The 22,305-nt window shown below is 55.2% G+C and carries 25 protein-coding genes and 1 other RNA gene; 10 read left to right on the top strand and 16 right to left on the bottom strand.

All coding sequences use genetic code 11. The features are described 5' to 3' along the window. Positions 1-145: 145 nt before the first annotated feature. The 5 genes from lepA to rpoE all read right to left on the bottom strand — a co-directional run bounded on the left by lepA (position 146) and on the right by rpoE (position 4,759). Positions 146-1,942, bottom strand: a complete 1,797-nt coding sequence (gene lepA, locus ABT56_RS07830) for a translation elongation factor 4 (RefSeq protein WP_047878322.1) — start codon at positions 1,940-1,942, stop codon at positions 146-148. Positions 1,943-2,018: 76 nt separating this feature from the next. Further along, the gene (locus tag ABT56_RS07835) at positions 2,019-2,516 is read right to left on the bottom strand and encodes a SoxR reducing system RseC family protein (protein WP_047878323.1); all 498 of its coding nucleotides are present in this window, start codon (positions 2,514-2,516) and stop codon (positions 2,019-2,021) included. Next, positions 2,513-3,487 (bottom strand): sigma-E factor regulatory protein RseB, encoded by a 975-nt coding sequence (rseB, locus tag ABT56_RS07840; protein ID WP_047878324.1) that lies wholly within the window; start codon positions 3,485-3,487, stop codon positions 2,513-2,515. Before rseB ends, ABT56_RS07835 begins: the two co-directional genes overlap by 4 nt. 10 nt (positions 3,488-3,497) lie before the next feature. Then, positions 3,498-4,157 (bottom strand): RseA family anti-sigma factor, encoded by a 660-nt coding sequence (locus tag ABT56_RS07845; RefSeq protein WP_047878356.1) that lies wholly within the window; start codon positions 4,155-4,157, stop codon positions 3,498-3,500. Between the two features lie 23 nt (positions 4,158-4,180). Next, a complete protein-coding gene (gene rpoE / locus ABT56_RS07850) occupies positions 4,181-4,759 on the bottom strand; it encodes an RNA polymerase sigma factor RpoE (RefSeq protein ID WP_047878325.1) in 579 nt (192 codons plus the stop codon). 497 nt (positions 4,760-5,256) lie between these two features. Between rpoE and nadB the strand changes: the two genes are divergently transcribed. Next, on the top strand, positions 5,257-6,876 hold the full coding sequence (nadB, locus tag ABT56_RS07860; RefSeq protein WP_047878327.1) for an L-aspartate oxidase: 1,620 nt from the start codon (positions 5,257-5,259) through the stop codon (positions 6,874-6,876). Between the two features lie 34 nt (positions 6,877-6,910). Here nadB and ABT56_RS07865 read toward each other — a convergent pair whose 3' ends face one another. From ABT56_RS07865 to ABT56_RS07870, 3 genes are all read right to left on the bottom strand, one after another. Next, the gene (locus ABT56_RS07865) at positions 6,911-8,740 is read right to left on the bottom strand and encodes a methyl-accepting chemotaxis protein (RefSeq protein ID WP_047878328.1); all 1,830 of its coding nucleotides are present in this window, start codon (positions 8,738-8,740) and stop codon (positions 6,911-6,913) included. Positions 8,741-8,862: 122 nt separating this feature from the next. Further along, positions 8,863-9,228: a protein YgfX gene (locus ABT56_RS23885; protein WP_157037801.1), complete on the bottom strand. Its 366-nt coding sequence runs from the start codon at positions 9,226-9,228 to the stop codon at positions 8,863-8,865. 28 nt (positions 9,229-9,256) lie between these two features. After that, the gene (locus ABT56_RS07870; RefSeq protein WP_047878329.1) at positions 9,257-9,517 is read right to left on the bottom strand and encodes an FAD assembly factor SdhE; all 261 of its coding nucleotides are present in this window, start codon (positions 9,515-9,517) and stop codon (positions 9,257-9,259) included. Between the two features lie 277 nt (positions 9,518-9,794). Between ABT56_RS07870 and ygfZ the strand changes: the two genes are divergently transcribed. Genes ygfZ through ABT56_RS07890 form a run of 3 tightly spaced genes read left to right on the top strand, consistent with a single transcriptional unit; the run spans position 9,795 to position 12,197 of the window. Continuing rightward, positions 9,795-10,775, top strand: coding sequence for a tRNA-modifying protein YgfZ (ygfZ, locus tag ABT56_RS07880; RefSeq protein ID WP_047878331.1), 981 nt, complete (start codon positions 9,795-9,797; stop codon positions 10,773-10,775). Next, entirely contained in the window at positions 10,775-11,236 is a 462-nt protein-coding gene (locus ABT56_RS07885; protein WP_047878332.1) for an aminoacyl-tRNA deacylase, read from the top strand. The genes ygfZ and ABT56_RS07885 overlap by 1 nt, the downstream gene beginning before the upstream one ends. 22 nt (positions 11,237-11,258) lie before the next feature. Next, complete coding sequence (locus ABT56_RS07890; RefSeq protein ID WP_047878333.1) at positions 11,259-12,197, top strand: LysR substrate-binding domain-containing protein; 939 nt, start codon at positions 11,259-11,261, stop codon at positions 12,195-12,197. A gap of 41 nt (positions 12,198-12,238) precedes the next feature. Here the strand turns inward: ABT56_RS07890 and nqrM are convergent, their stop codons facing one another. Genes nqrM through ABT56_RS07905 form a run of 3 tightly spaced genes read right to left on the bottom strand, consistent with a single transcriptional unit; the run spans position 12,239 to position 13,211 of the window. Then, positions 12,239-12,439, bottom strand: coding sequence for a (Na+)-NQR maturation NqrM (gene nqrM / locus ABT56_RS07895; protein WP_047878334.1), 201 nt, complete (start codon positions 12,437-12,439; stop codon positions 12,239-12,241). Further along, positions 12,436-12,912, bottom strand: a complete 477-nt coding sequence (locus ABT56_RS07900; protein WP_047878335.1) for a NifB/NifX family molybdenum-iron cluster-binding protein — start codon at positions 12,910-12,912, stop codon at positions 12,436-12,438. Before ABT56_RS07900 ends, nqrM begins: the two co-directional genes overlap by 4 nt. Then, on the bottom strand, positions 12,903-13,211 hold the full coding sequence (locus tag ABT56_RS07905; RefSeq protein ID WP_047878336.1) for a DUF134 domain-containing protein: 309 nt from the start codon (positions 13,209-13,211) through the stop codon (positions 12,903-12,905). Before ABT56_RS07905 ends, ABT56_RS07900 begins: the two co-directional genes overlap by 10 nt. Positions 13,212-13,736: 525 nt before the next feature. Here ABT56_RS07905 and ABT56_RS07910 point away from each other — a divergent pair. Continuing rightward, complete coding sequence (locus ABT56_RS07910) at positions 13,737-13,940, top strand: DUF1107 domain-containing protein (RefSeq protein WP_047878337.1); 204 nt, start codon at positions 13,737-13,739, stop codon at positions 13,938-13,940. 55 nt (positions 13,941-13,995) lie between these two features. Here the strand turns inward: ABT56_RS07910 and gcvH are convergent, their stop codons facing one another. From gcvH to ABT56_RS07930, 4 genes are all read right to left on the bottom strand, one after another. Then, the gene (gene gcvH / locus ABT56_RS07915) at positions 13,996-14,385 is read right to left on the bottom strand and encodes a glycine cleavage system protein GcvH (protein WP_338048467.1); all 390 of its coding nucleotides are present in this window, start codon (positions 14,383-14,385) and stop codon (positions 13,996-13,998) included. A 217-nt stretch (positions 14,386-14,602) separates the two neighbouring features. Next, entirely contained in the window at positions 14,603-15,814 is a 1,212-nt protein-coding gene (locus ABT56_RS07920; RefSeq protein WP_047878339.1) for an FAD-dependent 2-octaprenylphenol hydroxylase, read from the bottom strand. Positions 15,815-15,816: 2 nt separating this feature from the next. Then, positions 15,817-17,004, bottom strand: a complete 1,188-nt coding sequence (ubiH, locus tag ABT56_RS07925) for a 2-octaprenyl-6-methoxyphenyl hydroxylase (protein WP_240478279.1) — start codon at positions 17,002-17,004, stop codon at positions 15,817-15,819. Between the two features lie 30 nt (positions 17,005-17,034). Further along, a complete protein-coding gene (locus ABT56_RS07930; RefSeq protein WP_047878341.1) occupies positions 17,035-17,670 on the bottom strand; it encodes a UPF0149 family protein in 636 nt (211 codons plus the stop codon). Positions 17,671-17,933: 263 nt separating this feature from the next. Between ABT56_RS07930 and zapA the strand changes: the two genes are divergently transcribed. The 5 genes from zapA (at position 17,934) to serA (ending at position 21,429) form a co-directional block, all read left to right on the top strand. Continuing rightward, positions 17,934-18,236 carry a cell division protein ZapA gene (gene zapA, locus ABT56_RS07935; protein WP_047878342.1) on the top strand — a complete coding sequence of 101 codons (303 nt, stop codon included), beginning with the start codon at positions 17,934-17,936 and terminating at the stop codon, positions 18,234-18,236. Between the two features lie 7 nt (positions 18,237-18,243). Then, positions 18,244-18,426: non-coding RNA, 6S RNA (gene ssrS, locus ABT56_RS23540), on the top strand. 59 nt (positions 18,427-18,485) lie between these two features. Beyond that, positions 18,486-19,088 (top strand): 5-formyltetrahydrofolate cyclo-ligase, encoded by a 603-nt coding sequence (locus ABT56_RS07940; RefSeq protein WP_047878343.1) that lies wholly within the window; start codon positions 18,486-18,488, stop codon positions 19,086-19,088. A gap of 179 nt (positions 19,089-19,267) precedes the next feature. Then, entirely contained in the window at positions 19,268-19,927 is a 660-nt protein-coding gene (gene rpiA, locus ABT56_RS07945; protein ID WP_047878344.1) for a ribose-5-phosphate isomerase RpiA, read from the top strand. 263 nt (positions 19,928-20,190) lie between these two features. Continuing rightward, complete coding sequence (serA, locus tag ABT56_RS07950; RefSeq protein WP_047878345.1) at positions 20,191-21,429, top strand: phosphoglycerate dehydrogenase; 1,239 nt, start codon at positions 20,191-20,193, stop codon at positions 21,427-21,429. A gap of 67 nt (positions 21,430-21,496) precedes the next feature. Here serA and ABT56_RS07955 read toward each other — a convergent pair whose 3' ends face one another. Continuing rightward, positions 21,497-22,195 carry an oxidative stress defense protein gene (locus ABT56_RS07955; protein WP_047878346.1) on the bottom strand — a complete coding sequence of 233 codons (699 nt, stop codon included), beginning with the start codon at positions 22,193-22,195 and terminating at the stop codon, positions 21,497-21,499. Positions 22,196-22,305 lie beyond the last annotated feature (110 nt).

Consider the following 22,305-nt stretch of genomic DNA (forward strand, 5'->3'; position numbering starts at 1 on the left):
TCAATGAACTACCAAGGGCGAGCTTTGCCCGCCGCTTGATAAAACAATGCAGCAAGACCAGCCCGCTGCATTGCCAGTTGTTACCGGTCAGCAAAAATAGTCGCACTCGCTACTATCCCGCTCGCCAGGAACAAGAGGTTACTGATTATTTGTCTTTGCCAACATGAAGAATGGCCAAGAATGCTTCTTGAGGCAGCTCAACGTTACCGATCTGCTTCATACGCTTCTTACCTTCCTTCTGCTTCTGCAGAAGTTTCTTCTTACGGCTCACGTCACCGCCGTAACATTTCGCAATTACGTTCTTACGCAGCTGCTTCACGGTTGAACGGGCAATGATGTGGTTGCCGATGGCAGCCTGAATCGCGATGTCGAACATCTGGCGAGGGATGAATTCCTTCATCTTCTCAACCAAGTCGCGGCCACGGTGCTGAGCGTTGTCTTTGTGGGTAATGATAGCCAGCGCATCGACGCGGTCGCCGTTAAGCAGGATATCAACACGTACCATGTCAGACTCTTCGTAACGCTGGAAGTTATAATCCAGTGACGCGTAGCCACGGGATGTCGACTTCAGGCGGTCGAAGAAATCAAGCACCACTTCAGACATCGGAATATCGTAAGTCAGGGCAACCTGGTTACCGTGGTAAACCATGTCAACCTGCATACCGCGTTTCTCGACACACAGGGTAATAACGTTACCTAGGTAATCACTCGGTACAAGGATATTACAGCGGGCAATCGGCTCGCCGACAACCTCGATGTCGTTGACAGCAGGCAGTTTTGCCGGGCTGTCGACATACATAGTCGTACCGTCGGTTTTCTTCACCTCGTACACTACGGTCGGTGCCGTGGTGATCAGGTCAAGGTCGTATTCACGCTCCAGACGCTCCTGGATGATTTCCATGTGCAGCATGCCAAGGAAACCACAGCGGAAGCCAAAGCCCAGTGCCGCCGAGCTTTCTGGCTCGTAGAACAACGACGCATCGTTCAGGCTCAGCTTGCCAAGTGCATCACGGAAGTTCTCGTAATCGTCTGATGATACAGGGAACAGACCCGCATATACCTGCGGCTTCACTTTCTGGAAGCCTGGCAATGGTTTTTCACAGCCGTTTTTAGAATGGGTCAGGGTATCACCCACTGGCGCGCCAAGGATGTCCTTGATGCCACACACTACCCAGCCAACTTCGCCCGTACGCAAGACGTCTTTATCGACCTGTTTCGGGGTAAAGATACCCAGACGGTCTACGCCCCAAGTCTGGCCGGTGCTCATTACCTTGATCTTGTCGTTCTTCTTCAGTACGCCGTTCTTGATACGAACCAGAGAGACAACACCCAGGTAGTTATCGAACCATGAGTCAATGATCAGCGCCTGCAGCGGCGCATCAGCATCGCCTTCTGGCGCTGGGATCGCCGACACGATGTTCTCAAGCACGTCGTCAACGCCCAAGCCAGTCTTGGCCGAACAACGGGTAGCTTCCATCGCATCGATACCGACGATCTCTTCGATTTCCTCGGCCACGCGCTCAGGGTCGGCGGCTGGCAGGTCAATCTTGTTCAGGATCGGTACGACTTCCAGATCCATTTCAATCGCGGTGTAACAGTTTGCCAGTGTCTGTGCTTCTACGCCCTGACCGGCATCCACCACCAACAGCGCACCTTCACAGGCCGCCAGTGAACGCGATACTTCGTACGAGAAGTCAACGTGTCCTGGGGTGTCGATAAAGTTCAACTGGTAGGTTTCACCATCTTTGGCCGTGTAATCGAGCGTCACGCTCTGGGCCTTAATAGTAATACCGCGTTCACGTTCAAGGTCCATGGAATCGAGAACCTGGGCTGCCATTTCGCGATCGGAAAGGCCACCGCAAACTTGGATCAAGCGGTCAGATAAGGTCGATTTACCATGGTCGATATGTGCAATAATCGAAAAGTTACGAATGTGCTTCATGAATTGGCGTGACTAACTCGTGATTAAATGAATGGGATCAATAGATCAAGTTGACGGATTCTACCGAATTTCGCCGCTAGTCGCTATCCTTCGCTGCAGCATTTGTTATCAGATTGTCTGAAACAGGGCTACCTAGCACCCGTACAAGTGTTGGCTGATAGGCCGACTGCCCTTCAAGACGACGAGCATAGCGGCGAGCCAGCCACAATCCGCCGCCGGCAAAGGCAAACGCCGAGGCTATCACCCCAAGCTCTCCGCCACCGCTCAGCGACACAAACCACCACTGACCAAAGATAGCACCCAGCACTAAGCATAGCAGAGGCAAGACATAGACCAGCAAAGCAGAAGTCAACATACTACGCTCGGCAAGGCCGATTTCAACAGTATCCCCGACGTTGGCCTTGAGCTTGGTTGCGATGGTCAGCTCATGACGGCGGCCAGGCAGTGCCTTGCTGACCAAGCCTGTCCCGCAGCTATCGCGCGAGGCGCAGCTGCCACAGCTGGTTTGCTGCTGGCAGCTAACGGTAATACTTCCGCGCTCGACAGCGACCACGGTAGCCAGCGAACGCATCATTGCTCATTGCTCCCGCCATGCGCAAATACAACCGACTCGGCAACGCGCCGTGCCGTCGCCGGGGGAATATCTCCCACCACGGTCACTTCTTTGTCTTTGATCAGGTAGCTATGCAAGGTACGGCGTCCCTGGCGCACCAACTGTTCGCGCACGGTGAAGTTGTCAGCCGCCGAGATATAAATCGAGAAGCTGAACAAACCGTCGCTGAACATTTTGCTCTCAACCGGTCGGTCGGTCATCATCAAACGATGGCGGTTGCGCGACACCGACTCAAAGCCACGCGGCAGCCAACTGACCTTCCAGTTCAGATCGGCCTGCGGCTGGGGCGGCAACTGCACCACCGCCGGCAACTCGACGTTCTTGAGGCTTTTCAGGACATCAGCGACTTTCGGGTTGATCACGTACGATACGGCACGGTACTGCTCGAGCGGCTCGCCGTCGCGGTCCAGCAGGTCGGCTCGCATTACCAGCTTGCTGCGGGTATCAATCCACAACAAATAGGAGTAGCGGGCACCGTCTTTGGGCGCAATTCGAACCACATCACAGGCAACGCCGGCCTCGCGGGCCCGACCCATCGAGATAAAATCATAATATCCTGACAGCTCATGGATATCGCTGCGCATGATCGGCGGCAGCGGGGCAACCATCTTGTTGCTGTCAATCGTAAAAGGCTCCAGGCCCGGCTCGAAGTAACTCACTTCGTTGCCGCGCTGGATCACCTCGCGCGGCGGGCCGCTGAGATAGACCAAATGGGCATAGGTTTCCCCCTCTTCCAGCGCGTGCCGGTAACGTAGAGGCTCAATACTGTTTTTCTTGATTAGGATGTACGACAGCTCATAACTGAGCTCGCGGCTAGCCTCATCCATTTGATGCAACAAAGCCTCTGCTGAAGCGACAGGCTCTTCAGCAGAGGCTTGATATGGCATCGCAAGGCTGACCAGTGTCATCACACCGACCAGTAATTTCTTCATTTCCCCGCCATTAATTCGATTCAAGCAACGAACGGTCAATACTACCGTCTTCAGCATTCAAACGCAGCTGCAATTCATAATCCTGCAACATGGCGTTGATCCGGCGACGCTGTTCCATCACCTGCTCTTCGCTCGGGCCGGTATGGTGGCTTGTGCGCACAGAATCTCGCGTCAGGCTCACCGGCTCGGCGGTGCCTGAAAACGGAATGGTCTCCAGTACAGGAAGCTGGGTATCGGCTGTCGGCACCAGGCCGTCATCGCTACCATTGTATTGCTGCACCCCGACAATCACCGCCAGCGACACGCTTGCAGCCACCGCGACCTGACCCAGCTGGGTCAGCCAGGCTGGCATAAAGCGCTTGGCTTGCTGTGGCGTTGGCTGGGATTCAATACGCGCCTCGCGCGCCGCTGCCAGTTCGACCACTGGTGCCGGCTCGCTGACCAGAGGAGCCGTACCGGTATGCGCTGGCTCATCTTCCAGTGCCAGTGCTACCCTTGCCGCGATGTCCCAATCCTTGCTGTTCGGTGCCTCCCCGCGCATCACATCCCCAACGAGGTTGAAATGCTGCCAGGTTTGCTGGCTGTCTTCATCGACTGCCAATGCATTGATAATGCTCTGATCTAGCTCTTCGCCATCTAATAACGCGGAGATTTTTTCTTTATCAGCCATCTTTTTCACCGTTTGGCCTAACACTAGCGCTGCATAAGAGGACGGATGCGTTTTTCAACCGCCTCCCGCGCCCGGAAAATTCGTGATCGTACCGTTCCCACCGGACAGTCCATAACTTCTGCGATCTCCTCGTAGCTCAAGCCTTCCAGCTCTCGCAGGGTAATCGCCGTCTTCAAGTCATCAGGCAATCCTTCGATGGTACTAAAAACAACCCGCTTCAATTCATCTGACAACATCTGGCTCTCAGGGTTCGAAATTTCTTTCAACGCATTGCCCGACTCATAATATTCAGCCTCTTCGGCATCAACATCCGAGGCCGGCGGGCGACGTCCCTGAGCAACCAAGTAGTTCTTCGCCGTATTAACGGCTATGCGGTACAGCCATGTATAGAAGGCACTCTCTCCCCGGAACGTCGGCAACGCCCGGTAAGCTTTGATAAATGCCTCCTGAGCAACATCCGGCACATCGCCGGGGTTGTTCACATACCGGGCAACAAGGTTGCACACCTTGTTCTGGTATTTCATCACCAGCAAGTTGAATGCCTGTTTGTCGCCGCGCTGTACCCGCTCAATTAATACCTGATCAGTTTGCTGCTCGCTCATCCGAGCGTGTACTCCTATATCAAATGCACTCGTCATTTTATCGCTATTGGCTCGCTTATCATTGCGCCAATTACCCAGTGCAATCCCATCAATCTGCTGATAGGTAGCTTACCATGTCCAATCCAAACGGAAGGATAAAACGGTATGAGCGTGAGCACTATTTATGACCCGGCGCAGACAATAAAGTTCCGCTGGAACGAAATAAATTTGCACATCACCGCGACTGGGACGATACCGCGAGTACCGCCTATGGGGGTTATACGGGGGATTATATACCCAAAACAGCCGAAACTGATTGTTACGGCTACAATTTGCGAATCCGGCACAGGGGTAAAGCCAACAGACGCCCCCGCCTTAACAGGCAACGCCCGATACCGATATTCACTCTCTCAGTTATACCAGCCAGATCCGCAAAATTGTGAAGCCCTAGTCAAAAATGAACAATTTGTTCAAAATTTGATAAGATGACCGCACTACCAAAGGGATATGGAATCATGATGAACGAAAACCGTGAACATCAATGCGATGTGCTTGTTATCGGAAGTGGTGCCGCAGGACTCTCACTGGCACTGCGCCTCGCCCCACTCGGCAAGGTAATCGTACTTAGCAAGGGACCGCGTAGCGAAGGGGCTACTTATTACGCGCAAGGCGGTATCGCCGCCGTCTTCGACGAGTCAGACAGCGTTGACTCCCATGTTGAGGATACCCAAATTGCCGGGGCCAACCTGTGCGACGAGGACGTGGTGCGATTCATTGCCGAGAATGCCAAGCATTGCGTCCAGTGGCTGATTGACGGAGGCGTCCCCTTCGACCAAGAAGGTAGCGGCAGCGATGGCAGCCCACGCTACCACCTGACCCGTGAGGGCGGCCACAGCCACCGCCGGATCCTCCATGCGGCAGATGCCACCGGGATGGCGGTACAGACCTCACTGCAAGACAATGTCCACCAGCACCCCAATATCACCGTCCTCGAGCGCCATAATGCCCTCGACCTCATCACCAACCAGAAGCTAGGTCGCCTCCACCAGCCAAACCGGGTACTCGGCGCCTACGTCTGGAACCGCAACCGCGAAGCTGTCGAAACGGTGCGGGCAAAATTTGTCGTCCTTGCCACTGGCGGCGCATCGAAGGTCTACCAGTACACCTCCAACCCCGATGTCTCTTCCGGTGACGGAATTGCCATGGCCTGGCGGGCCGGGTGCCGGGTGGCCAACCTCGAGTTCAACCAGTTCCACCCCACCTGCCTGTTCCACCCCGATGCCCGCAACTTCCTGCTGACCGAAGCCCTGCGCGGCGAAGGGGCTTACCTGCGCCGCCCTGACGGCAGCCGGTTTATGCTCGACTTCGACGAACGTGGCGAACTGGCCCCGCGAGATGTCGTCGCCCGTGCCATCGACTTTGAAATGAAGCGTCTCGGGGCCGACTGCATGTACCTCGATATCAGCCACAAGCCTGCTGATTTCGTGAGCAAGCATTTCCCGATGATCCACGAAAAGCTAATGACTTATGGCATCGACATCACCAAAGAGCCGATCCCTATCGTGCCAGCGGCGCACTACACCTGTGGTGGCGTGGTCGTAAACCAGAGCGGCCAAACCGACCTCGAGGGGCTGTATGCCATCGGTGAAGTGAGCTATACCGGCCTCCACGGCGCAAACCGAATGGCTTCCAACTCACTGCTCGAATGTGTGGTCTACGCGTGGTCGGCGGCCGAGAGCATCGCGGACCAAATCAACAGTGTCAGCCTGCCGGATGAACTGCCCGGCTGGGACGAAAGCCAAGTCGGCTGCTCCGACGAAGAAGTGGTGATCCAGCACAACTGGCACGAGCTTCGCCTGTTCATGTGGGACTACATGGGTATTGTCCGCACCACCAAGCGCCTTGAGCGTGCCATGCGCCGGATCCAACTCCTCAAGGACGAGACCCACGAGTACTACAGCAACTTCCGGGTCTCCAACAACCTGCTCGAACTGAGAAACTTACTCGACGTCGCTGAACTGATGGTCCGCTGCGCCCTGAAGCGAAAAGAAAGCGTCGGGCTTCACTACACCCTCGACTATCCCGAGGCGGCGGGTGATCCACACCCAACCATCCTCACCCCGGATCAGCCCTGCTGATCCGGTTAGGTCTGGCAGCGGGCCCCCTCCGCTGTCAGACCCGGTAATTACTGATCGCACCGGCCAACTCAGCGGCATGCTGCGAAACCGTATTTGCCGCCACGGCGTTGTCCTCAACCAACGCAACATTGGTTCCGGCCAAATCGCGGATTGCCGTCACATTGGCCCGGATATCGTCCGACACCAAACTCTGCTGCTCGACAGCGGCTGCAATCTGGGTACTGGTATCCATAATCTGCTGCATATCCTCCATGATCAGGCGAATTTTGCCCTCGGCCCCTTCGGCCTGACCAACACTCGTCTCACCCAGCTCACGGCAGTGGCCAATGTGCGTGACTACCTGCTCGATCTGGGTCTGGAGCGACTCGATAATCGATGTGATTTCCTCGGTCGACTGGCTGGTACGCATCGCCAAAGAGCGGACCTCATCCGCCACCACGGCAAAACCACGCCCCTGCTCACCGGCACGGGCTGCCTCAATCGCCGCATTGAGCGCCAGCAGGTTAGTTTGCTCGGCAATCGTACGGATCACATCAAGCACGGCACCAATATCACCCGATAGCCCAGATAAATTCGCCACTTCGTCACTCGCCTGTGCCAAGTCCTGCGACAGCCCGTCAACCTGATGCTTAGTCGCACTCACTTCCGCCAATCCCGCTTCGGCCCCTTGGTAACAACGATCGGCATTGCCTGCCGCCACTTCGGTGTTGCTGGCGATCTCCCTGATAGTCCCGCCCATCTGTGTGATGGCCGTCGCTACCGAATCAGTCTCCGCCAACTGGCGCTGCAGAGCATGCCCTGCCTCCTGACTACGAGATAACAGCAACTGAGATTCCGGCCCCAGCTCGGCAACCGCCTGCTGCACATTACCGACAAGCTGACTAAGGCTTGCAAGCAGATAATTGAAATTATTTGCCATCTCAGCCAACTCATCCTGCCCGTCGCCACACGCCCGGCGAGTCAGATCATGGCTTGTCGTGATCTCTGCCATCAATTGGCTCAAAGATGCCAGACGCCCTTGAATCGAACGTCCAATCGCCATCGACAACACCAGCAACCCCGATACCACGATAAGCACCGCAATCAACGTCGTTGCGGTCGTAGCCTTCTCGGCCTTCACAACCTCGGATTCAAGCTGCTGCTTGAGTTCAGCAAAAATAGCTTCGGCCTTGTGCGACTGGCTTCGAATCGCCCCCTGCAAACCGTGGTTCTGATCCAATCCGATCACCGCCAACTGAGCCAGCACAGCCTGCGCCTTGCGATGGTAGTTCGCATAGGCCTCCCCCAAAACAGGAGCAAGTTGTGCCGATTGATCCTCCAGCTGCCTGTTAAAATCGTCGGCAGCGGCTTGGCTAGGGGCCAGTACCAGCATCTTGCCCGCACTCACCAACCGAAATACCGGCACCACAGCATACTGCTGTTCAGAAGCCTGAGTGATCAGATCGCCCGACGCCGCCAAGAATGCCCCTTTGACCCCCTCCTCGGCCAACAGCCCAAACACCTGATACCCCTCCATCAACGCCATCATCCCACTTCGGTATTCATCCATTGCCTGCGCCATCGGTGTCAATTCAGGCAACGCGATACCCAGAGCTTCCCGTGTATGGTTGAGCGACTGCTGTAATTGCTGAAACTTGGCAAAGTTAGCCAAGAACGTCTCGCGATACTTCAAGGCACCGCGCATCAAAAAATCTTTTTCGTTACGGCGTAAGTTGAGCAAGGCAACTTCCATTTCACTCACAGTGGTAACCGCCTGATTGATCCGAACAATCCTGTCATTGGCCAACCAGCTTGCCGCCATCACGGCCACAAGAGCGACAACCGACAAGGCCGTCAATCCCAATAATTTATGTTTTATCTTCATCGGACTTCCCTTCTCAAATAATGGCAACCGACTTATATTCGGCTTTGAGACCATGTCGGCCAAGCACAAAAAAGCTTGAGGTAAAGAATGTGCCAGAGGGATAAAAAGAAAAGCCCGTATACTCAGGAAGCTACTAGATAGCGGGAAAATAACGCCAGACTCCGGTAATCCGGTTCACGACAACTACTCGGGGAGACCACCAGCCAGCCACGCTGCCCCTCTCGGCCACGCAGCTTAAGCACGATGACCACTGATGTGCATATTTTGGTCTGACAAACCAGCCAACGGTACCCTGCCCAGCCAACCGTCCCATCACGGTACAGGCAGAGCCGGCCACGATAGCGGCTGTAGTCGATGTACCTGGCCTCAGCCTCATGGCACAACCACCATGACATCAGCAAGAAAAGCGGAATGGGGAAATCACTACGAAGGGAGGAGAACGCCAAGAAAAACAACGCACCGGCATACAAGGCTACCAGTGCGCTCAATAAAAAAATGGAAGGTCTCAGCCTGAAATCAGCGAAGCTTGTTGTTGTTGTGGGCAACAATCTTGTCAACCATCGCAGCAAGGGCAGGGTTGTCACTGCGGCCGTGGCGCATCATCCAGGTAAACAGATCAGGATCATCGCATTCCAATAACGCTATGAAATCCTGTTGCTCAGACTCCGGCAGCGCATCAAAGCACTCTTCGAAGAACGGCATAATGATCACATCCAGCTCTAGCATCCCACGGCGGCATGCCCACTTAACCCGTGCTTTTTCTTCTGCACTCAACATGTAACAACCTCAAATGTATTCCTTGAGCCCTGTACCGCATAGCGCTGATACCGGTCTCTGAGTGATATAGCTAGGGCCAATACTAGCAGCCCACCTCCATCTCGACCATGCGCCAGCGCAAGCAAAGCGCCAAGATGAGAACTTAGCGCCATTTTCGCCACGCCAACCCGCACCAATACCACTGCAGTCATCAGAGAGCTGACAAATTGCAGCCTTCGCTTTACCATATCTTCAAACCCATTCCTGCATGCCGCAGCAATTACAGTCTGGAATCCCTATGAGCACTTGGTCTGAAAACTACCTGTTCGATACTCTTTCCCTTTCATCCCACGACGCCCTGCCTCAACTGGCACTGGTTGACTTGGCAAATTGGGCGCTGGTTACCCTGATCGGTGACGACAAAAAGTCATACCTTCACGGTCAGGTTACCTGTGACGTAGTTGGCCTTGGTGCCGCCCAGTCAACCCTCGGCGGCCACTGTGATGCCAAGGGCAAGCTGCGCACCGTTTTCCGCCTGTTCCACCACAATGACGGTTACGGTTTCTTCCAGCGCCGCAGCATTCTGGCGACCCAATTGCCGGAACTGAAGAAATACGCCGTGTTCTCCAAGGTCGATATCGCCGAGAGTGACGATGTCCTGCTCGGCCTGACCGGCCCGCAGGCGACCGAAACCATTGATGCCCTATTCGGTGCCGGCGATGCGGTACGTGCCATAACTGGCGGCAGCGCCGTACAAATCGACGACGAGCGCTGGCTATTGGCACTTGAGCAAACTCATGCCAAGGCACTGGTAGAGAAGCTTGCACCACAGGCCACCCTGAGCGATGACGCGCTATGGGACCTGTACGACATCCGCCACGCAATCCCGCGCATCGACGATGCCACGGCGCTTGAGTTCATTCCCCAAGCCGTCAACCTGCAAGCACTCGGTGCAATCAGCTTCAAAAAAGGCTGCTATACCGGGCAGGAAACCGTCGCCCGCGCCAAGTACCGCGGCATCAACAAGCGTGCAATGTACATCCTCAGCGGCCCGGCAGATCACACACCGCTGGCCGGTGATACGCTGGATCGTAATGTCGGTGACAACTGGCGCAAGGGCGGCACTATCATTGCTGGCTACCGTTTCAATGACGGGCAGGCAATTGCGCTGGCCGGCCTGCCGAACGATCTAGAAGAGGAAACACGCTTCCGCCTGGCTGGCAGCGAGGCTATCTGGCACCGTCTAGCCCTGCCTTATTCTCTGGAAGACGACGCGTAATGATCACGCCTGTCACCCGTTACTTAGAACAAGAAGGCGTGGAATACCGCCTTCTTCCCCATCGCCAGCCAGCCAAAACCATCGAGGAGGCAGCCCGCGAGCGCGGCGTTGCCCCCGAGCAGATGGTCAAGTCGATACTGCTAAGGGATATGAGTGGATTCCACGTCCTGGCCTGTGTGCCCGGCCCGGCTCAGGTAGACCCGCGCAAGGTACGCGATATGTTCGGTTGCCGTCGGATGACATGCGCCGATGCCAGCGATGTCGAGAAAATTACCGGCCTAATCATCGGCACCGTCGCCCCTATCGGGCTCAAGCAGCCCTTGCCACTGATCTTTGACCACACGATCACGGGCCATGACTTCGTCAATATCAGCAGCGGGGATCGGATGGCTGGCATTGAACTGGCCACCGACGATCTGTTGCTGCTCTGTGATCCGATGCTGGCCGATATCTGCCGCTAGACTCACAAATAAAGGAATGAACATGAGCGCAATCAACTGGCGCGGGGTCGACCTCAACTTGCTGGTCGCCTTCTCGGCCCTGATGGAAACCCGCAGCGTGACCAAGGCGGCCGACAAGCTATCCATCGGCCAGTCAGCCATGAGCCACAACCTCTCTCGGCTCAGGGGCCTGCTCGATGATCCGCTTTTCGAACGTCAAGGGCACCAGATGATTGCCACCGACAGGGCGCTGGAACTGGCCCCGGTTGTCGATCAGATTTTACAGATGGTCACCAGCCAGGTTCTGCGCCCCGGCACCTTCGTCCCCGATCAATACGACGGTACGTTCCGTATTGGCCTGACCGATTACGCCGAGCTGCTGTTTGCCCCAGCCCTGTTCGACGCCATCCAGGCTGCCGCACCGCGCAGCCAGCTGAGTTTTTGCAATGTAGACCGCAACAACTACCAACGTGCTGCCGAAGAGCAGAAAATCGACCTGATTATTGGCAGCATGACCGATATCCCCCGCGAGTTCGACCACCAATACCTCTATACCGAGGATCATGTCTGCCTGTTTGACCCCAGTGCAACCGGGCTGGGCAGCCCCATCGACCTCGCCCGCTACATCCAGACCCCGCAAGCCTTGGTCACCCCAGACGGAAAACTGGCGACAAACGTCGACAACCAGTTGCAGCAGCAAGGCTTCCAGCGCCACATCGCTGTCGGCTCAAGTAGCTTCCTCACCATCCGCCACCTTCTGACCGGACGCAACCTGCTCTGCGTTGTTTCGACCCTGATGGCAAAACTGGATGTGTTCCATGACAACCTCTGCCAATGCAGCCCTCCGGTTCACATCCCCGATTTCGATATCAACATGCTCTGGCTCCAGCGCAATGCAGCCCACCCCCGTCAGGAATGGCTGCGCCGCTGTGTTCACCATGCAGTGACCGAACGGGTAGAAGAACTGCGCAAGCTGCACTGATCAAAAAAGGCCGGTAGTCACCGGCCTTCAACGAACCCCACTCAGGAGACCTTGTCTCCCGGCTCTTGGATCTGGTAGAGCTTGTGCTCATCGCAAGGCTCCTTGCAACCGCACTCCTTTTCGACCCCGACATTGGCCAAGCCACCACAGCTGCCCTGAATCGATTTGCGCTTCACCACCCAACCAATGGCCATGCCCGCAATCACCAGCAGAAAAACAATCACCGTCAATAGGTATGTCATCGTGTGAACCCTCCTAGGCGAAACAGGCCACCGGTTAGTCGCGGCGCATGTCCCTTCATGCCAATTTTAGCAGGTGCCGCCTTTTTCTTGCTGCCGCAACCACAACCACAGTCGCCTTTCTCACGTTTGCAGGGACGCCCCTGCTCGGCGGCCGTCAGGGCCTCGCGGGCTACCTTGCCGGAGACAATCGCCTCCAGCGGCGAGCGCGGGGCAACTCGGCTGACCTGCCAGCCGGCATTGAGCAAACGGGCCAGTGAGCGCTGACCGATATTGCCAACCACTAAATGGGTCACCCCGTATTCGGCCAACTGACGCTGGATCAGCTTCTTGTGCTTACAGCCGACCTCGCGACTGCCGCTGTTCTCAACTTCCGCGACCTGCACACCTTTATCATCAAACAGCAAGAATGCTGCAGCCTTGCCAAAATGGCCAGCCACTTCCCTGCGGGCAGTAACGGCAATTGCTAACGACATGTTGTTTCCTTCTCTGTAACGGTGACCGGCTCTAATTCGAGAGCCATCCCATTGACCAGGGCCTTGGCGACTTTGTGTCGGGCACTGGCGATAATATTGCCTAATGTTTGTCGGGAGACCCCCAACTGGCGAGCGGCCTCAAGCTGGTTATGACCATCGCGGTCAACCAGTTTAAGGGCCTCAAGCTCGTCAGCTGCCAACATCAAGGTCGGGAGCTGGGACATCGGCACCCCATTGGGCTTATAGCAGCTATAAGCCGGGCGGCAGCTGATCCGCCGCTGTAGTTTGGGTCTTGGCATTGTGTCCCCCTATCATATTCACCACTTTATTATTGGCATATGCCAATAACTTGTATTGATCTAGCGCAGACGGATGCCATGTTTCCCCGTTGCCAGCACAATTCCAGCGAAAAAAGCCTATGCCAATGAGCAACGGGCAAAGAGGCAGATCAGACCATTTAACTTCATCAGCATTTTCTCCTGCCACCTCCCCCTTTCTGCCTGGCAAGCTACCGATCATATGGAAAAATCACCGATAAAAGATCTGTTCAGGCTGTATCGATGTGAAGGGGAATCCTATTTAAACCATTAATAAATAGGAGATAATTGGGAATCATTCAGAAGAGCATGAATAATATGCAATGGTGCACATTTGTTATTGAGAGATACGGAGCAGAATAAAACTCTGTATTGATGCTTTGATTAAAAAGAATTTATAAATCAAGATCTCTTTAACATCGCGATTATGCTGAAGTCGTCACAAAAGGTTCATGCATGTTGTTTTATAATTTGCGACGACGTTGGCAAAAGGAAGGTTGGCAAAATATGCGCATGTTCAAACACTACGTGCCCCAGATGATCGCAAAGCACGTTAGTCGTTTATTCCGTGGAAGGATCTACATTGATGGCAGGGGGGGCTACGAGTTCCAAAATGGCCAGTTGCTTGTACCTATCAAGGCCCAGCAACACCATTTTCAAACCGTAAAAGAAATCAACAGTGAAATAAGGCGCTTGAAAGAATACGCCTAATCCCATTCCTGTCTGCGCAGCAAGCCCACCTCGGTGGGCTTTTTACTTATCACCACTAGTCGTCGCTATCCTCGTCGATCAAATCAAGATAGCTATCTGCATCAAGCAAATCTGCCACCTCGCTTTCATCATCCACTTTCAATTGAAACAACCAGCCGTCACCATACGGATCGCTGTTTACCAATTCGGGGGCCCCCTCCAATTCTTCATTAACCGCAACGACATAGCCGGTAAGCGGCGCGTATACATCCGTGGCAGCCTTTACCGACTCGGCCACAGCACAGTCTTCCCCGGCCTCTGCGGCAGCATCTATTTCCGGCAGGTCGACAAACACCATATCCCCCAGCATTGACTGGGCATGATCAGTGATCCCGATGGTATATACCCCATCCCCCTCGGGGCGTACCCACTCATGGGTATTGGTAAACTTCAACTCAGAAGGAATATAGCTCATGGTTAAACTTCCCTTTGAAAGCCTGCCTTTTGCCACACGCACTTGCGAACAAAGCAGAAACAAGACATACAGAGGGCTTTTGCCGCCCTCGGCCACGAGCAAGCCACCTCGGCCCGCTCTACTGATATTTAATGTAGGAGAAAAAGTCCCAAAATGAGTAATAAAAAATACCAACAAAAAAGCCGCCCGAAGGCGGCTTGGCAAAACATCAACGGGGACGGGCCAATTCGGGTAAATGACCACTCAGCCCTAATGCCCGGCGCATGAATTCGTCTTTCAGGCCCGGGGCCTTGTCGACGAACAGCATACCGATATCACGGACCAGCTTCTTGGCCGGGTGGCTTCCGGAAAAGAGGTCTCGGAAACCTTGCATAGACGCAATCATCTTGGCCGCCTCTGCTTTTCGCCATCGTTCATAAGGGCGCAGATTAGCCTTGGCACCGATATCTTTATCTTGCTGCCACAGCGCCTTGATTTCCTGAGCCAAGCTCGCGGCATCCAACAGACCAAGGTTCACCCCCTGCCCCGCTAGTGGATGAATGGTATGGGCGGCATCTCCAACCAAGGCCACCCGCTCACGCACAAAATCACGCGCATAACGCATCCGCAGCGGGAACGCCTGACGCTCACCTTCCACCTGGCACAAGCCCAAACGGTGATCAAAGGCCGCGGTCAAGTGCTTGTTGAACGCCTGCTCCGGCATTGCCACCAACTCGGCGGCACGCTCGGGCGGCAGCGACCAGACAATCGAGCACAGATCCGGCTCGCCCATCGGCAAGAAGGCCAACGGCCCATCAGGGCGGAAAATCTGGCGGGCGGTCTGACCATGCGGATCACTACAGCGAATGTTGGCTACGATCGCGCTGTGGCCATAATCCCAGTGAGTCAATGGGATATCCAACTGCTGGCGTACCCAAGAATTCGCACCATCGGCACCGACCACCAGCTTGGCCGTCAGGTGCTTGCCCGATGCCAGACTGAGCCAAGCCTCATGCTCACCGAACGCCATGCTCTGACACTGCTCCGGCATCATCAAGGTCACGTTCGGCAATTGGCTCACCCGGTCAAGTAAGGCCAGCTGAATCACCCGGTTCTCGACGATATGGCCGAGATCCGGCTGGGCGAGTCGGGCTGCATCAAAGGCAATCCGGGCAAAGCTGTCCTGCTCCCAGACTTCCATCTTGTCATAGGGGGCCAGTCGGCGTGCCTCAATCCCCTGCCATGCCCCGACCTGACGCAAAATACGCTCACTGGCTCGGCTCAGGGCCGAGACTCGGATATCGGGCAGAGCGGACAATTCCCGCTCAGGCTCACGCCCCTCGATCACAGCTACCCGCAACTCGGTATCGGCCAATGCCGCAGCCAGAGCCAATCCCACCATTCCGCCGCCAATAATGGCGACATCCACATTTTGCATCATGATTATCGTTCTACCTGTCCCATAGCCCGACGCACCAGCGGGGCCTTACATACATCGCTCCATCCCATCGCAGCCAACCCTACATTGCGGCCGACGACAAAAGGGAGACTTTCATTGGCAAAAATCCCGACCAGTCCAGCCGTCATCATCACGGTGGCATCGCGATCCGGTGTCCGGCGCTGGCGGTAGCGGCTCAGTATCCGCTGATGACCGGCATCGAGCCCCTCGGCCGTTCCGCGCAGGATCTCCTCGGCAAGGCTCATGACATCGCGCAGCCCGAGGTTGAACCCCTGACCGGCAATCGGGTGAAGGGTCTGGGCTGCATTGCCTACCACCGCAGCCCGATGGGAAACCAGCCGCTGAGAGCAACGCAACAGCAACGGATAGGCATCTCGCCGCCCGGCTTTTTGCATACGGCCCAACCGCCAGCCAAACGCCTGCTGAAGGCGAGCCAGAAACGCCTCGTCGTCAAGGCCCATGATTTCGGCCTGCGACTCGGGGCGGATACACCATACCAGCGAACAGCGCCCCTCCGACATCGGCAGTAAAGCAACAGGGCCGTCAGGGGTAAAGCGCTCGAAAGCCCGTCCCTGGTGATGTTCGGCAGTCGTGACATTGGCAATCACCGCAATTTGCTGGAAGTCATACTCATCGCGCCCGATCCCCAGCATCTCACAGCATCCCGACACGGCACCGTCAGCCGCCACCACCAGCGAGCAGGCCAAACGCTTGCCGCTGGCCAAGGTGAGGATGTTGCCCTCGAGATCCCGTTCAATGGCCTCGATGGTCTCCGGGCACAACAGGTCTATCGACTCGCGTTCAGCCAGTTGACGGTGAAACAGCTTGCCTGCATCAGCCAGCTCAATGACATAACCGAGTGCGTTGACAGCCTGTTCGCGGGCACCGATATGCAGCATACCGGCATGGCCACGGTCAGAAACATGGATATCCGAAATCGGTGTAGCCATATCGGACAACGCCTGCCAGCACCCAATCGAGGCCAGCAGTTCGGATGAACCAAGAGATAACGCTATACTGCGGGCATCATAGCCCGGGTGCTGGTCAAGACACGGCTCGACAGCCTCTACCACGGCGATTTTCAATCGACCGCCGCCCAACGTATCGAGCGCAATAGCCAAGGTTGCCCCGGCCATCGCCCCTCCAGCAATAACGACATCATACTGCTTCACGGTATGCCCTCTATCACATTCGCCCATAGATCAATGCAAGGTTGGCTTGCCGTCCTGTTCGTGCACCGCCTCGTCGAGCTCGCCACGCTGGCTCAGACCAACCAAACACACTAGAACACATTCAGGGACGTAGGCCACAATATTGTCTAGCAGCATCGCCTGCTCTTCCATATCCTCGTCCTCGTCGATGCCCAACTGGGCGATCTCCTGCAGGGCGGCAATCGCCTCGGTCACGTCATCGGAGAGGGTCTCTTTGCGCATGCCCATCAGGCCAAGGCCGGAGATGAAATTGGTCACCCATTCGCCCAGTGCCTCGCCACGCAGCATGAGATCGGTATTTTCTGCCGGTAACAGCAGCGACACGGTGAACTCAATCTCGGCCAATTCAGACGCCGTCGAATTTAGCAAGGTGCTCAATACGCCCTGCAACTGGCTGGCTGCCGGATCAAACACCGAGCGCACAACCGCCTTGGCGCCGTCAGTCAGCGGCTCGCCCTGATTAGCATAATCGGCAACTGGCGCCAGCCAGTGCTCACCGTCTGTCGCCAGACCAGCGCAAATCATCCCGCTAAGCAGGCCGTGCAGCTCGGCTGGGTTGACCGCAAGCCCCTGTTCTTTCAGAAGCGGCTCAAGGGTTTCATAGGCCGGCAATGATAGTTCGCTCATGGCTGTTCACCTTTTCGTATAGAATTCGTTAGATTAACTGTTATGCTACCACTTATCAGAAACCAGCGTCACTTGGCTTTTCGAGTGACAGGCGCACGTTTGTGCCAAACTGGTTAATATCTGTTTAGTCAGACACAATTGATCGCAAAGCGTGAATAGGCGGCTTGCATGTTGCTAGGGCTTTTTCTATATTGGCTGTCTTAACGCGTATCGCAAGCGGAATGCCATATTGATCAATCTGGCACGGAGCAGATTAAACACTTATGAGTAACCAGGCAGTAGAAATTCAGGTTTTGGGCCGCAGCCTCAAGGTAAATTGTCCTGCGGGTCAAGAAGACGCCCTCAAAGCAGCGGCCGCTGACTTTGACCAGCGCCTGAAAGAGCTCGCAGATCGAACCCATATCAACAATACCGAGCAGCTACTGATCTTTACCGGTCTCAATATTTGCAACGAACTGCATAGCGAACGCCATGAACAACAGCGCAATGCTGATAAAATGTCCAATAGAATCAATGAAATGCAAGATTTATTGGAGAAAGCATTGCAATATCAGCCTGAGCGTTGATAATGAATTGACCCTGGGGTGTGCGTCAGCGGATTAACGTCCCCGAGCCGATAAGCAAAAACCCAGGATCTGCTTTTATTAGCTATTGAGCATGCTCGGCTCGTACCGAGAAGCCTACGGTTAATGTTGCAGGTCCACCTTGAACTCTGGTTCAAGGGCCAACTATTCGCAACGGCACCTTGGGGCACCTATTCCCAGTGGCACGCAGACAGTGCCTATCATCGAACCCACTCAGTCACCGGATGACCTATGAGAGCGACGGTTCCCGCTGGAGTCACTCGCCAGCATATTCGCCAAACTATTCGTAAAACTCGACGCGCGCTCAGCACCTCTGAACAAAATCGTGCTGCCCAAGCCTTGCTTGCCCGCTGCCAAGTTTCCGATACCCTGAAACAAGCCCACCATATCGCCCTGTACCTAACCAACGATGGCGAACTGGATACCGAACCGCTGATCCACTGGTTATGGCAAGCCGGCAAACACGTTTACCTACCGGTGCTCCATCCCTTCAGCAAAGGCCATCTCCTATTCCTCGGCTACAGCCCCAATACCCCCATGGCACCCAACCGCTTCGGGATCGCCGAACCGGTGCTCGATATCCGCCGAGTTTGTCCGATTGCCAATCTCGATGTGGTCTGCACCCCGCTGGTCGCCTTCGATGCAACGGGGCACCGTCTGGGAATGGGCGGCGGCTACTATGATCGGACCCTGTCACGCTGGCACCACCACCGTGAAGGCCCTCGCCCCATCGGCCTTGCCCATGATTGCCAGCAGGTCGCCTCCCTGCCCAGTCAGTCCTGGGATGTCCCGTTGCCGGAAATCATCACCCCCAGCCACCATTACCGTTGGTAGCCCAAAAGGCAAACGATTGGTATTTGGCAAAATATTGCATCGGGTAAGCCCATGTAAATAATAGAATTGTCTTGTTAATCTGAGGGTTGCGGCTTTATTGTGCCAGATAACGCCTGACGGCTGCGATGGATTTGGCTATAATCGGCGCTCCGCACAATGTCATCCACTAGGAGAAAAGCATGACACAAGATGAAATGAAGAAAGCCGCAGGCTGGGCTGCCTTAGAATACGTAACCAAGGGCAGTATTGTGGGGGTGGGCACCGGCTCAACCGTCAATCACTTCATCGACGCGCTGGCAACCCGTAAAGAGGAAATCAAGGGCGCCGTTTCAAGTTCTGTTGCATCTACCGAGCGCTTGGAAAAAATCGGTATTCCGGTCTTTGATGCCAACGAAGTCTCCAGCTTGGATATCTATGTTGATGGCGCTGACGAAATCAACGGCGACTTCGATATGATCAAAGGCGGCGGTGCGGCGCTGACCCGCGAGAAAATCGTGGCAGCCATTGCCAAGCAATTCATCTGCATCGTCGACAACACTAAGCAAGTTGACGTTTTGGGCCAGTTCCCATTGCCGGTCGAAGTCATCCCAATGGCTCGCTCATTTATCGGCCGCGAGCTGGTTAAGCTCGGTGGCGATCCGGTTTACCGCGAAGGCTGCATCACCGACAACGGCAACATCATCTTGGATGTCCACAACATGGCCATCACCGATGCGAAAGCCATGGAAGATGCGATCAATGCCCTACCTGGCGTCGTGACCGTCGGCCTGTTCGCCCACCGAGGTGCCGACGTCCTGCTGATGGGCACACCGGACGGCGTGAAAAAAATCGAAAAATAACGGATTCGCAACGCGGCTGTGCTGTTTCACCCAGCCTTCAGCCGCGAAATTCGTTACCAACTTTCAAAACGGCATAATATATGCCGTTTTTTTTATCTATTCTGTAATATTCTTACCCATTTTGGTTGTTTTTTGATAACGTAATTCCAGAACAACCGAATATGGCGCATATGGCCAGCCCCGCACACAGGATACCTGCACCCGCATTTCCTGCCTCTGCCCCGCTTCCCCAGCGCTATCTATGTATTAAGGATGAGTACAAAATGGCTAAATATTCACTGGATAAAGACAAGATAAAAATTCTGCTGCTCGAAGGGGTCCACCCGTCGGCCATCGAGGTGCTGCAGCAGGCTGGCTACAGCAATATCGAATACCACAAAGGTTCCTTGTCCGGTGATGAACTGCTGACCGCTATTTCCGATGCCCACTTTGTCGGGATCCGCTCCCGTACCGAACTCACCGAGGAAGTCTTCAGCGCCGCCAAGAAACTCATTGCCGTGGGTTGCTTCTGCATCGGGACTAACCAGGTCAACCTCCGCGCGGCGGCCAAGCGCGGGATCCCGGTCTTCAATGCTCCGTTCTCAAATACCCGCAGCGTGGCCGAACTTGTACTGGGCGAAATCCTGCTGTTACTGCGCGGGATCCCCGAGAAAAATGCCAAGGCCCACCGGGGCGAATGGTTCAAGTCAGCCGATCACGCCTTCGAGGCCCGCGGCAAGCGGCTCGGGATCATCGGCTACGGCCATATCGGTACCCAACTCGGCATTCTGGCCGAAAACCTCGGGATGAAAGTCTACTACTACGACATCGAAAACAAGCTCTCGCTTGGCAATGCAACCCAACTGCCGCTGCTTACCGAGCTGCTCAACAAGTGCGATGTTGTCAGCCTCCATGTCCCGGAAACCCCTGACACCCAGAATATGATGGGGGCAGAGGAATTCGCCCGCATGAAGCCCGGCGCGATCTTCATCAACGCCGCCCGTGGTACCGTGGTTGACATCGACGCCCTGTGCAGCGCCCTTGAAAGCAACCATATTGCCGGTGCCGCCATTGATGTGTTCCCGGCAGAGCCCCAGACCAATAGCGATCCATTTGAAACGCCGTTGGCAAAATTCGACAACGTACTGCTGACCCCGCACATCGGCGGTTCGACCCAGGAGGCTCAGGCAAATATCGGCATCGAGGTGGCAGGTAAGATGGCCAAGTACTCGGACAACGGCTCTACCCTGTCTGCGGTTGGCTTCCCGGAAGTGTCGCTGCCCGAGCACCGCAGCTGCTCGCGCCTGCTCCACATCCACGAGAACCGCCCAGGGATCCTCAACCAAATCACCACGATTTTTGCCGCTGACGGGATTAACATTGCCGCCCAGTACCTCCAGACAGGTCCTGAAATCGGCTATGTGGTTATCGATGTGGAAACTGTGCATGCCGATGCCGCCCTCAAAAAGCTCAAGGCGATCGATGGCACTATCCGTGCACGGATCCTGCACTCAGCACCGTAACATTGCCCCGATCCAAAAAAGGAGAGCCTATAGGCTCTCCTTTTTGTTTTCGCTAGACTCGCGGCGACTATTCTTCCAGCTTGAAAATCACATCCACGCTGTCACGCACCGTGATCTGGGTGTCCTGGTAGCCAGCCGAATTCGCTGGTGCGGCATCCATCGCCATTCGCATCATTACCGGACGCGGGTTATGCGACTGGTAGGAAATCTGCCATACCCCATCGAGCTTTTGACCAAAGCCTTCCGCCAATGATTTGGCCTTAGTTTGGGCATCTTTGATAGCAGCCAGACGGGCCTGCTCCTGTACTGCCGACTCGTCGCTCACTTTCAGCTCGATATTATTGATCCGGTTAATACCATCGCCCAGCGCGCTGTCTAGGTAGGTATTGAGTTGGTCAAGCTGGCTGACGGTTACCGTCACGGTACGGGTTGCCCGGTATCCCTGAAGCTCGGGAGCCTTGTCCTTCGGGTAATGGTACTGCGGCTGAAGGCTGATATTGGCACTTTGGATCTGGCTGCGATCAAGCCCTTCCGCCAACAGGCGATCGACAAACGCTGTCACCGCCTTGTCGGCTGCCAGCTTGGCTTCCTTGGCGCTAGGGCGCATTTCGTCTACCGCCACCGAAAACACGGCCATATCAGGCTGGACGGTGATCTCACCGATCCCTGTCGTCTCCAAATGCGGCACATCGATATTGGCCGAAGCCATACCACTTGCGCCCATCATCCCCAGCCCCAACATTACGGCAACTAACTGTTTTTTCATCGTGCTTTCCTATATTTATTCGGAATATGGCTATTGGACAACAGCACATGACAAAAAATTCCCTAATCATAAAATTTTTTGCACAATGTTTTTTATATTCCATCAATACC

Origin of the sequence: Photobacterium aquae (assembly GCF_001029445.1) — a bacterium.
GTDB classification, from domain to species: Bacteria; Pseudomonadota; Gammaproteobacteria; order Enterobacterales; family Vibrionaceae; genus Photobacterium; species Photobacterium aquae.

What these genes read in the sequence shown, in the direction of transcription:
- ABT56_RS07930 (WP_047878341.1), bottom strand. Translation starts at nt 17,670, where the DNA reads ATGAGCGAACTATCATTGCCGGCCTATGAAACCCTTGAGCCGCTTCTG.
- ABT56_RS07835 (WP_047878323.1), bottom strand. Translation starts at nt 2,516, where the DNA reads ATGATGCGTTCGCTGGCTACCGTGGTCGCTGTCGAGCGCGGAAGTATT.
- rpoE (WP_047878325.1), bottom strand. Translation starts at nt 4,759, where the DNA reads ATGAGCGAGCAGCAAACTGATCAGGTATTAATTGAGCGGGTACAGCGC.
- ABT56_RS07910 (WP_047878337.1), top strand. Translation starts at nt 13,737, where the DNA reads ATGCGCATGTTCAAACACTACGTGCCCCAGATGATCGCAAAGCACGTT.
- ABT56_RS07940 (WP_047878343.1), top strand. Translation starts at nt 18,486, where the DNA reads ATGAGAGCGACGGTTCCCGCTGGAGTCACTCGCCAGCATATTCGCCAA.
- lepA (WP_047878322.1), bottom strand. Translation starts at nt 1,942, where the DNA reads ATGAAGCACATTCGTAACTTTTCGATTATTGCACATATCGACCATGGT.
- ygfZ (WP_047878331.1), top strand. Translation starts at nt 9,795, where the DNA reads ATGAGCACTTGGTCTGAAAACTACCTGTTCGATACTCTTTCCCTTTCA.
- rpiA (WP_047878344.1), top strand. Translation starts at nt 19,268, where the DNA reads ATGACACAAGATGAAATGAAGAAAGCCGCAGGCTGGGCTGCCTTAGAA.
- ABT56_RS07920 (WP_047878339.1), bottom strand. Translation starts at nt 15,814, where the DNA reads ATGATGCAAAATGTGGATGTCGCCATTATTGGCGGCGGAATGGTGGGA.
- ABT56_RS07890 (WP_047878333.1), top strand. Translation starts at nt 11,259, where the DNA reads ATGAGCGCAATCAACTGGCGCGGGGTCGACCTCAACTTGCTGGTCGCC.
- ABT56_RS07900 (WP_047878335.1), bottom strand. Translation starts at nt 12,912, where the DNA reads ATGTCGTTAGCAATTGCCGTTACTGCCCGCAGGGAAGTGGCTGGCCAT.
- nqrM (WP_047878334.1), bottom strand. Translation starts at nt 12,439, where the DNA reads ATGACATACCTATTGACGGTGATTGTTTTTCTGCTGGTGATTGCGGGC.
- ABT56_RS07905 (WP_047878336.1), bottom strand. Translation starts at nt 13,211, where the DNA reads ATGCCAAGACCCAAACTACAGCGGCGGATCAGCTGCCGCCCGGCTTAT.
- serA (WP_047878345.1), top strand. Translation starts at nt 20,191, where the DNA reads ATGGCTAAATATTCACTGGATAAAGACAAGATAAAAATTCTGCTGCTC.
- ABT56_RS07870 (WP_047878329.1), bottom strand. Translation starts at nt 9,517, where the DNA reads ATGTTGAGTGCAGAAGAAAAAGCACGGGTTAAGTGGGCATGCCGCCGT.
- ABT56_RS07885 (WP_047878332.1), top strand. Translation starts at nt 10,775, where the DNA reads ATGATCACGCCTGTCACCCGTTACTTAGAACAAGAAGGCGTGGAATAC.
- ABT56_RS07845 (WP_047878356.1), bottom strand. Translation starts at nt 4,157, where the DNA reads ATGGCTGATAAAGAAAAAATCTCCGCGTTATTAGATGGCGAAGAGCTA.
- ABT56_RS07865 (WP_047878328.1), bottom strand. Translation starts at nt 8,740, where the DNA reads ATGAAGATAAAACATAAATTATTGGGATTGACGGCCTTGTCGGTTGTC.
- ABT56_RS07955 (WP_047878346.1), bottom strand. Translation starts at nt 22,195, where the DNA reads ATGAAAAAACAGTTAGTTGCCGTAATGTTGGGGCTGGGGATGATGGGC.
- zapA (WP_047878342.1), top strand. Translation starts at nt 17,934, where the DNA reads ATGAGTAACCAGGCAGTAGAAATTCAGGTTTTGGGCCGCAGCCTCAAG.
- nadB (WP_047878327.1), top strand. Translation starts at nt 5,257, where the DNA reads ATGAACGAAAACCGTGAACATCAATGCGATGTGCTTGTTATCGGAAGT.
- rseB (WP_047878324.1), bottom strand. Translation starts at nt 3,487, where the DNA reads ATGAAGAAATTACTGGTCGGTGTGATGACACTGGTCAGCCTTGCGATG.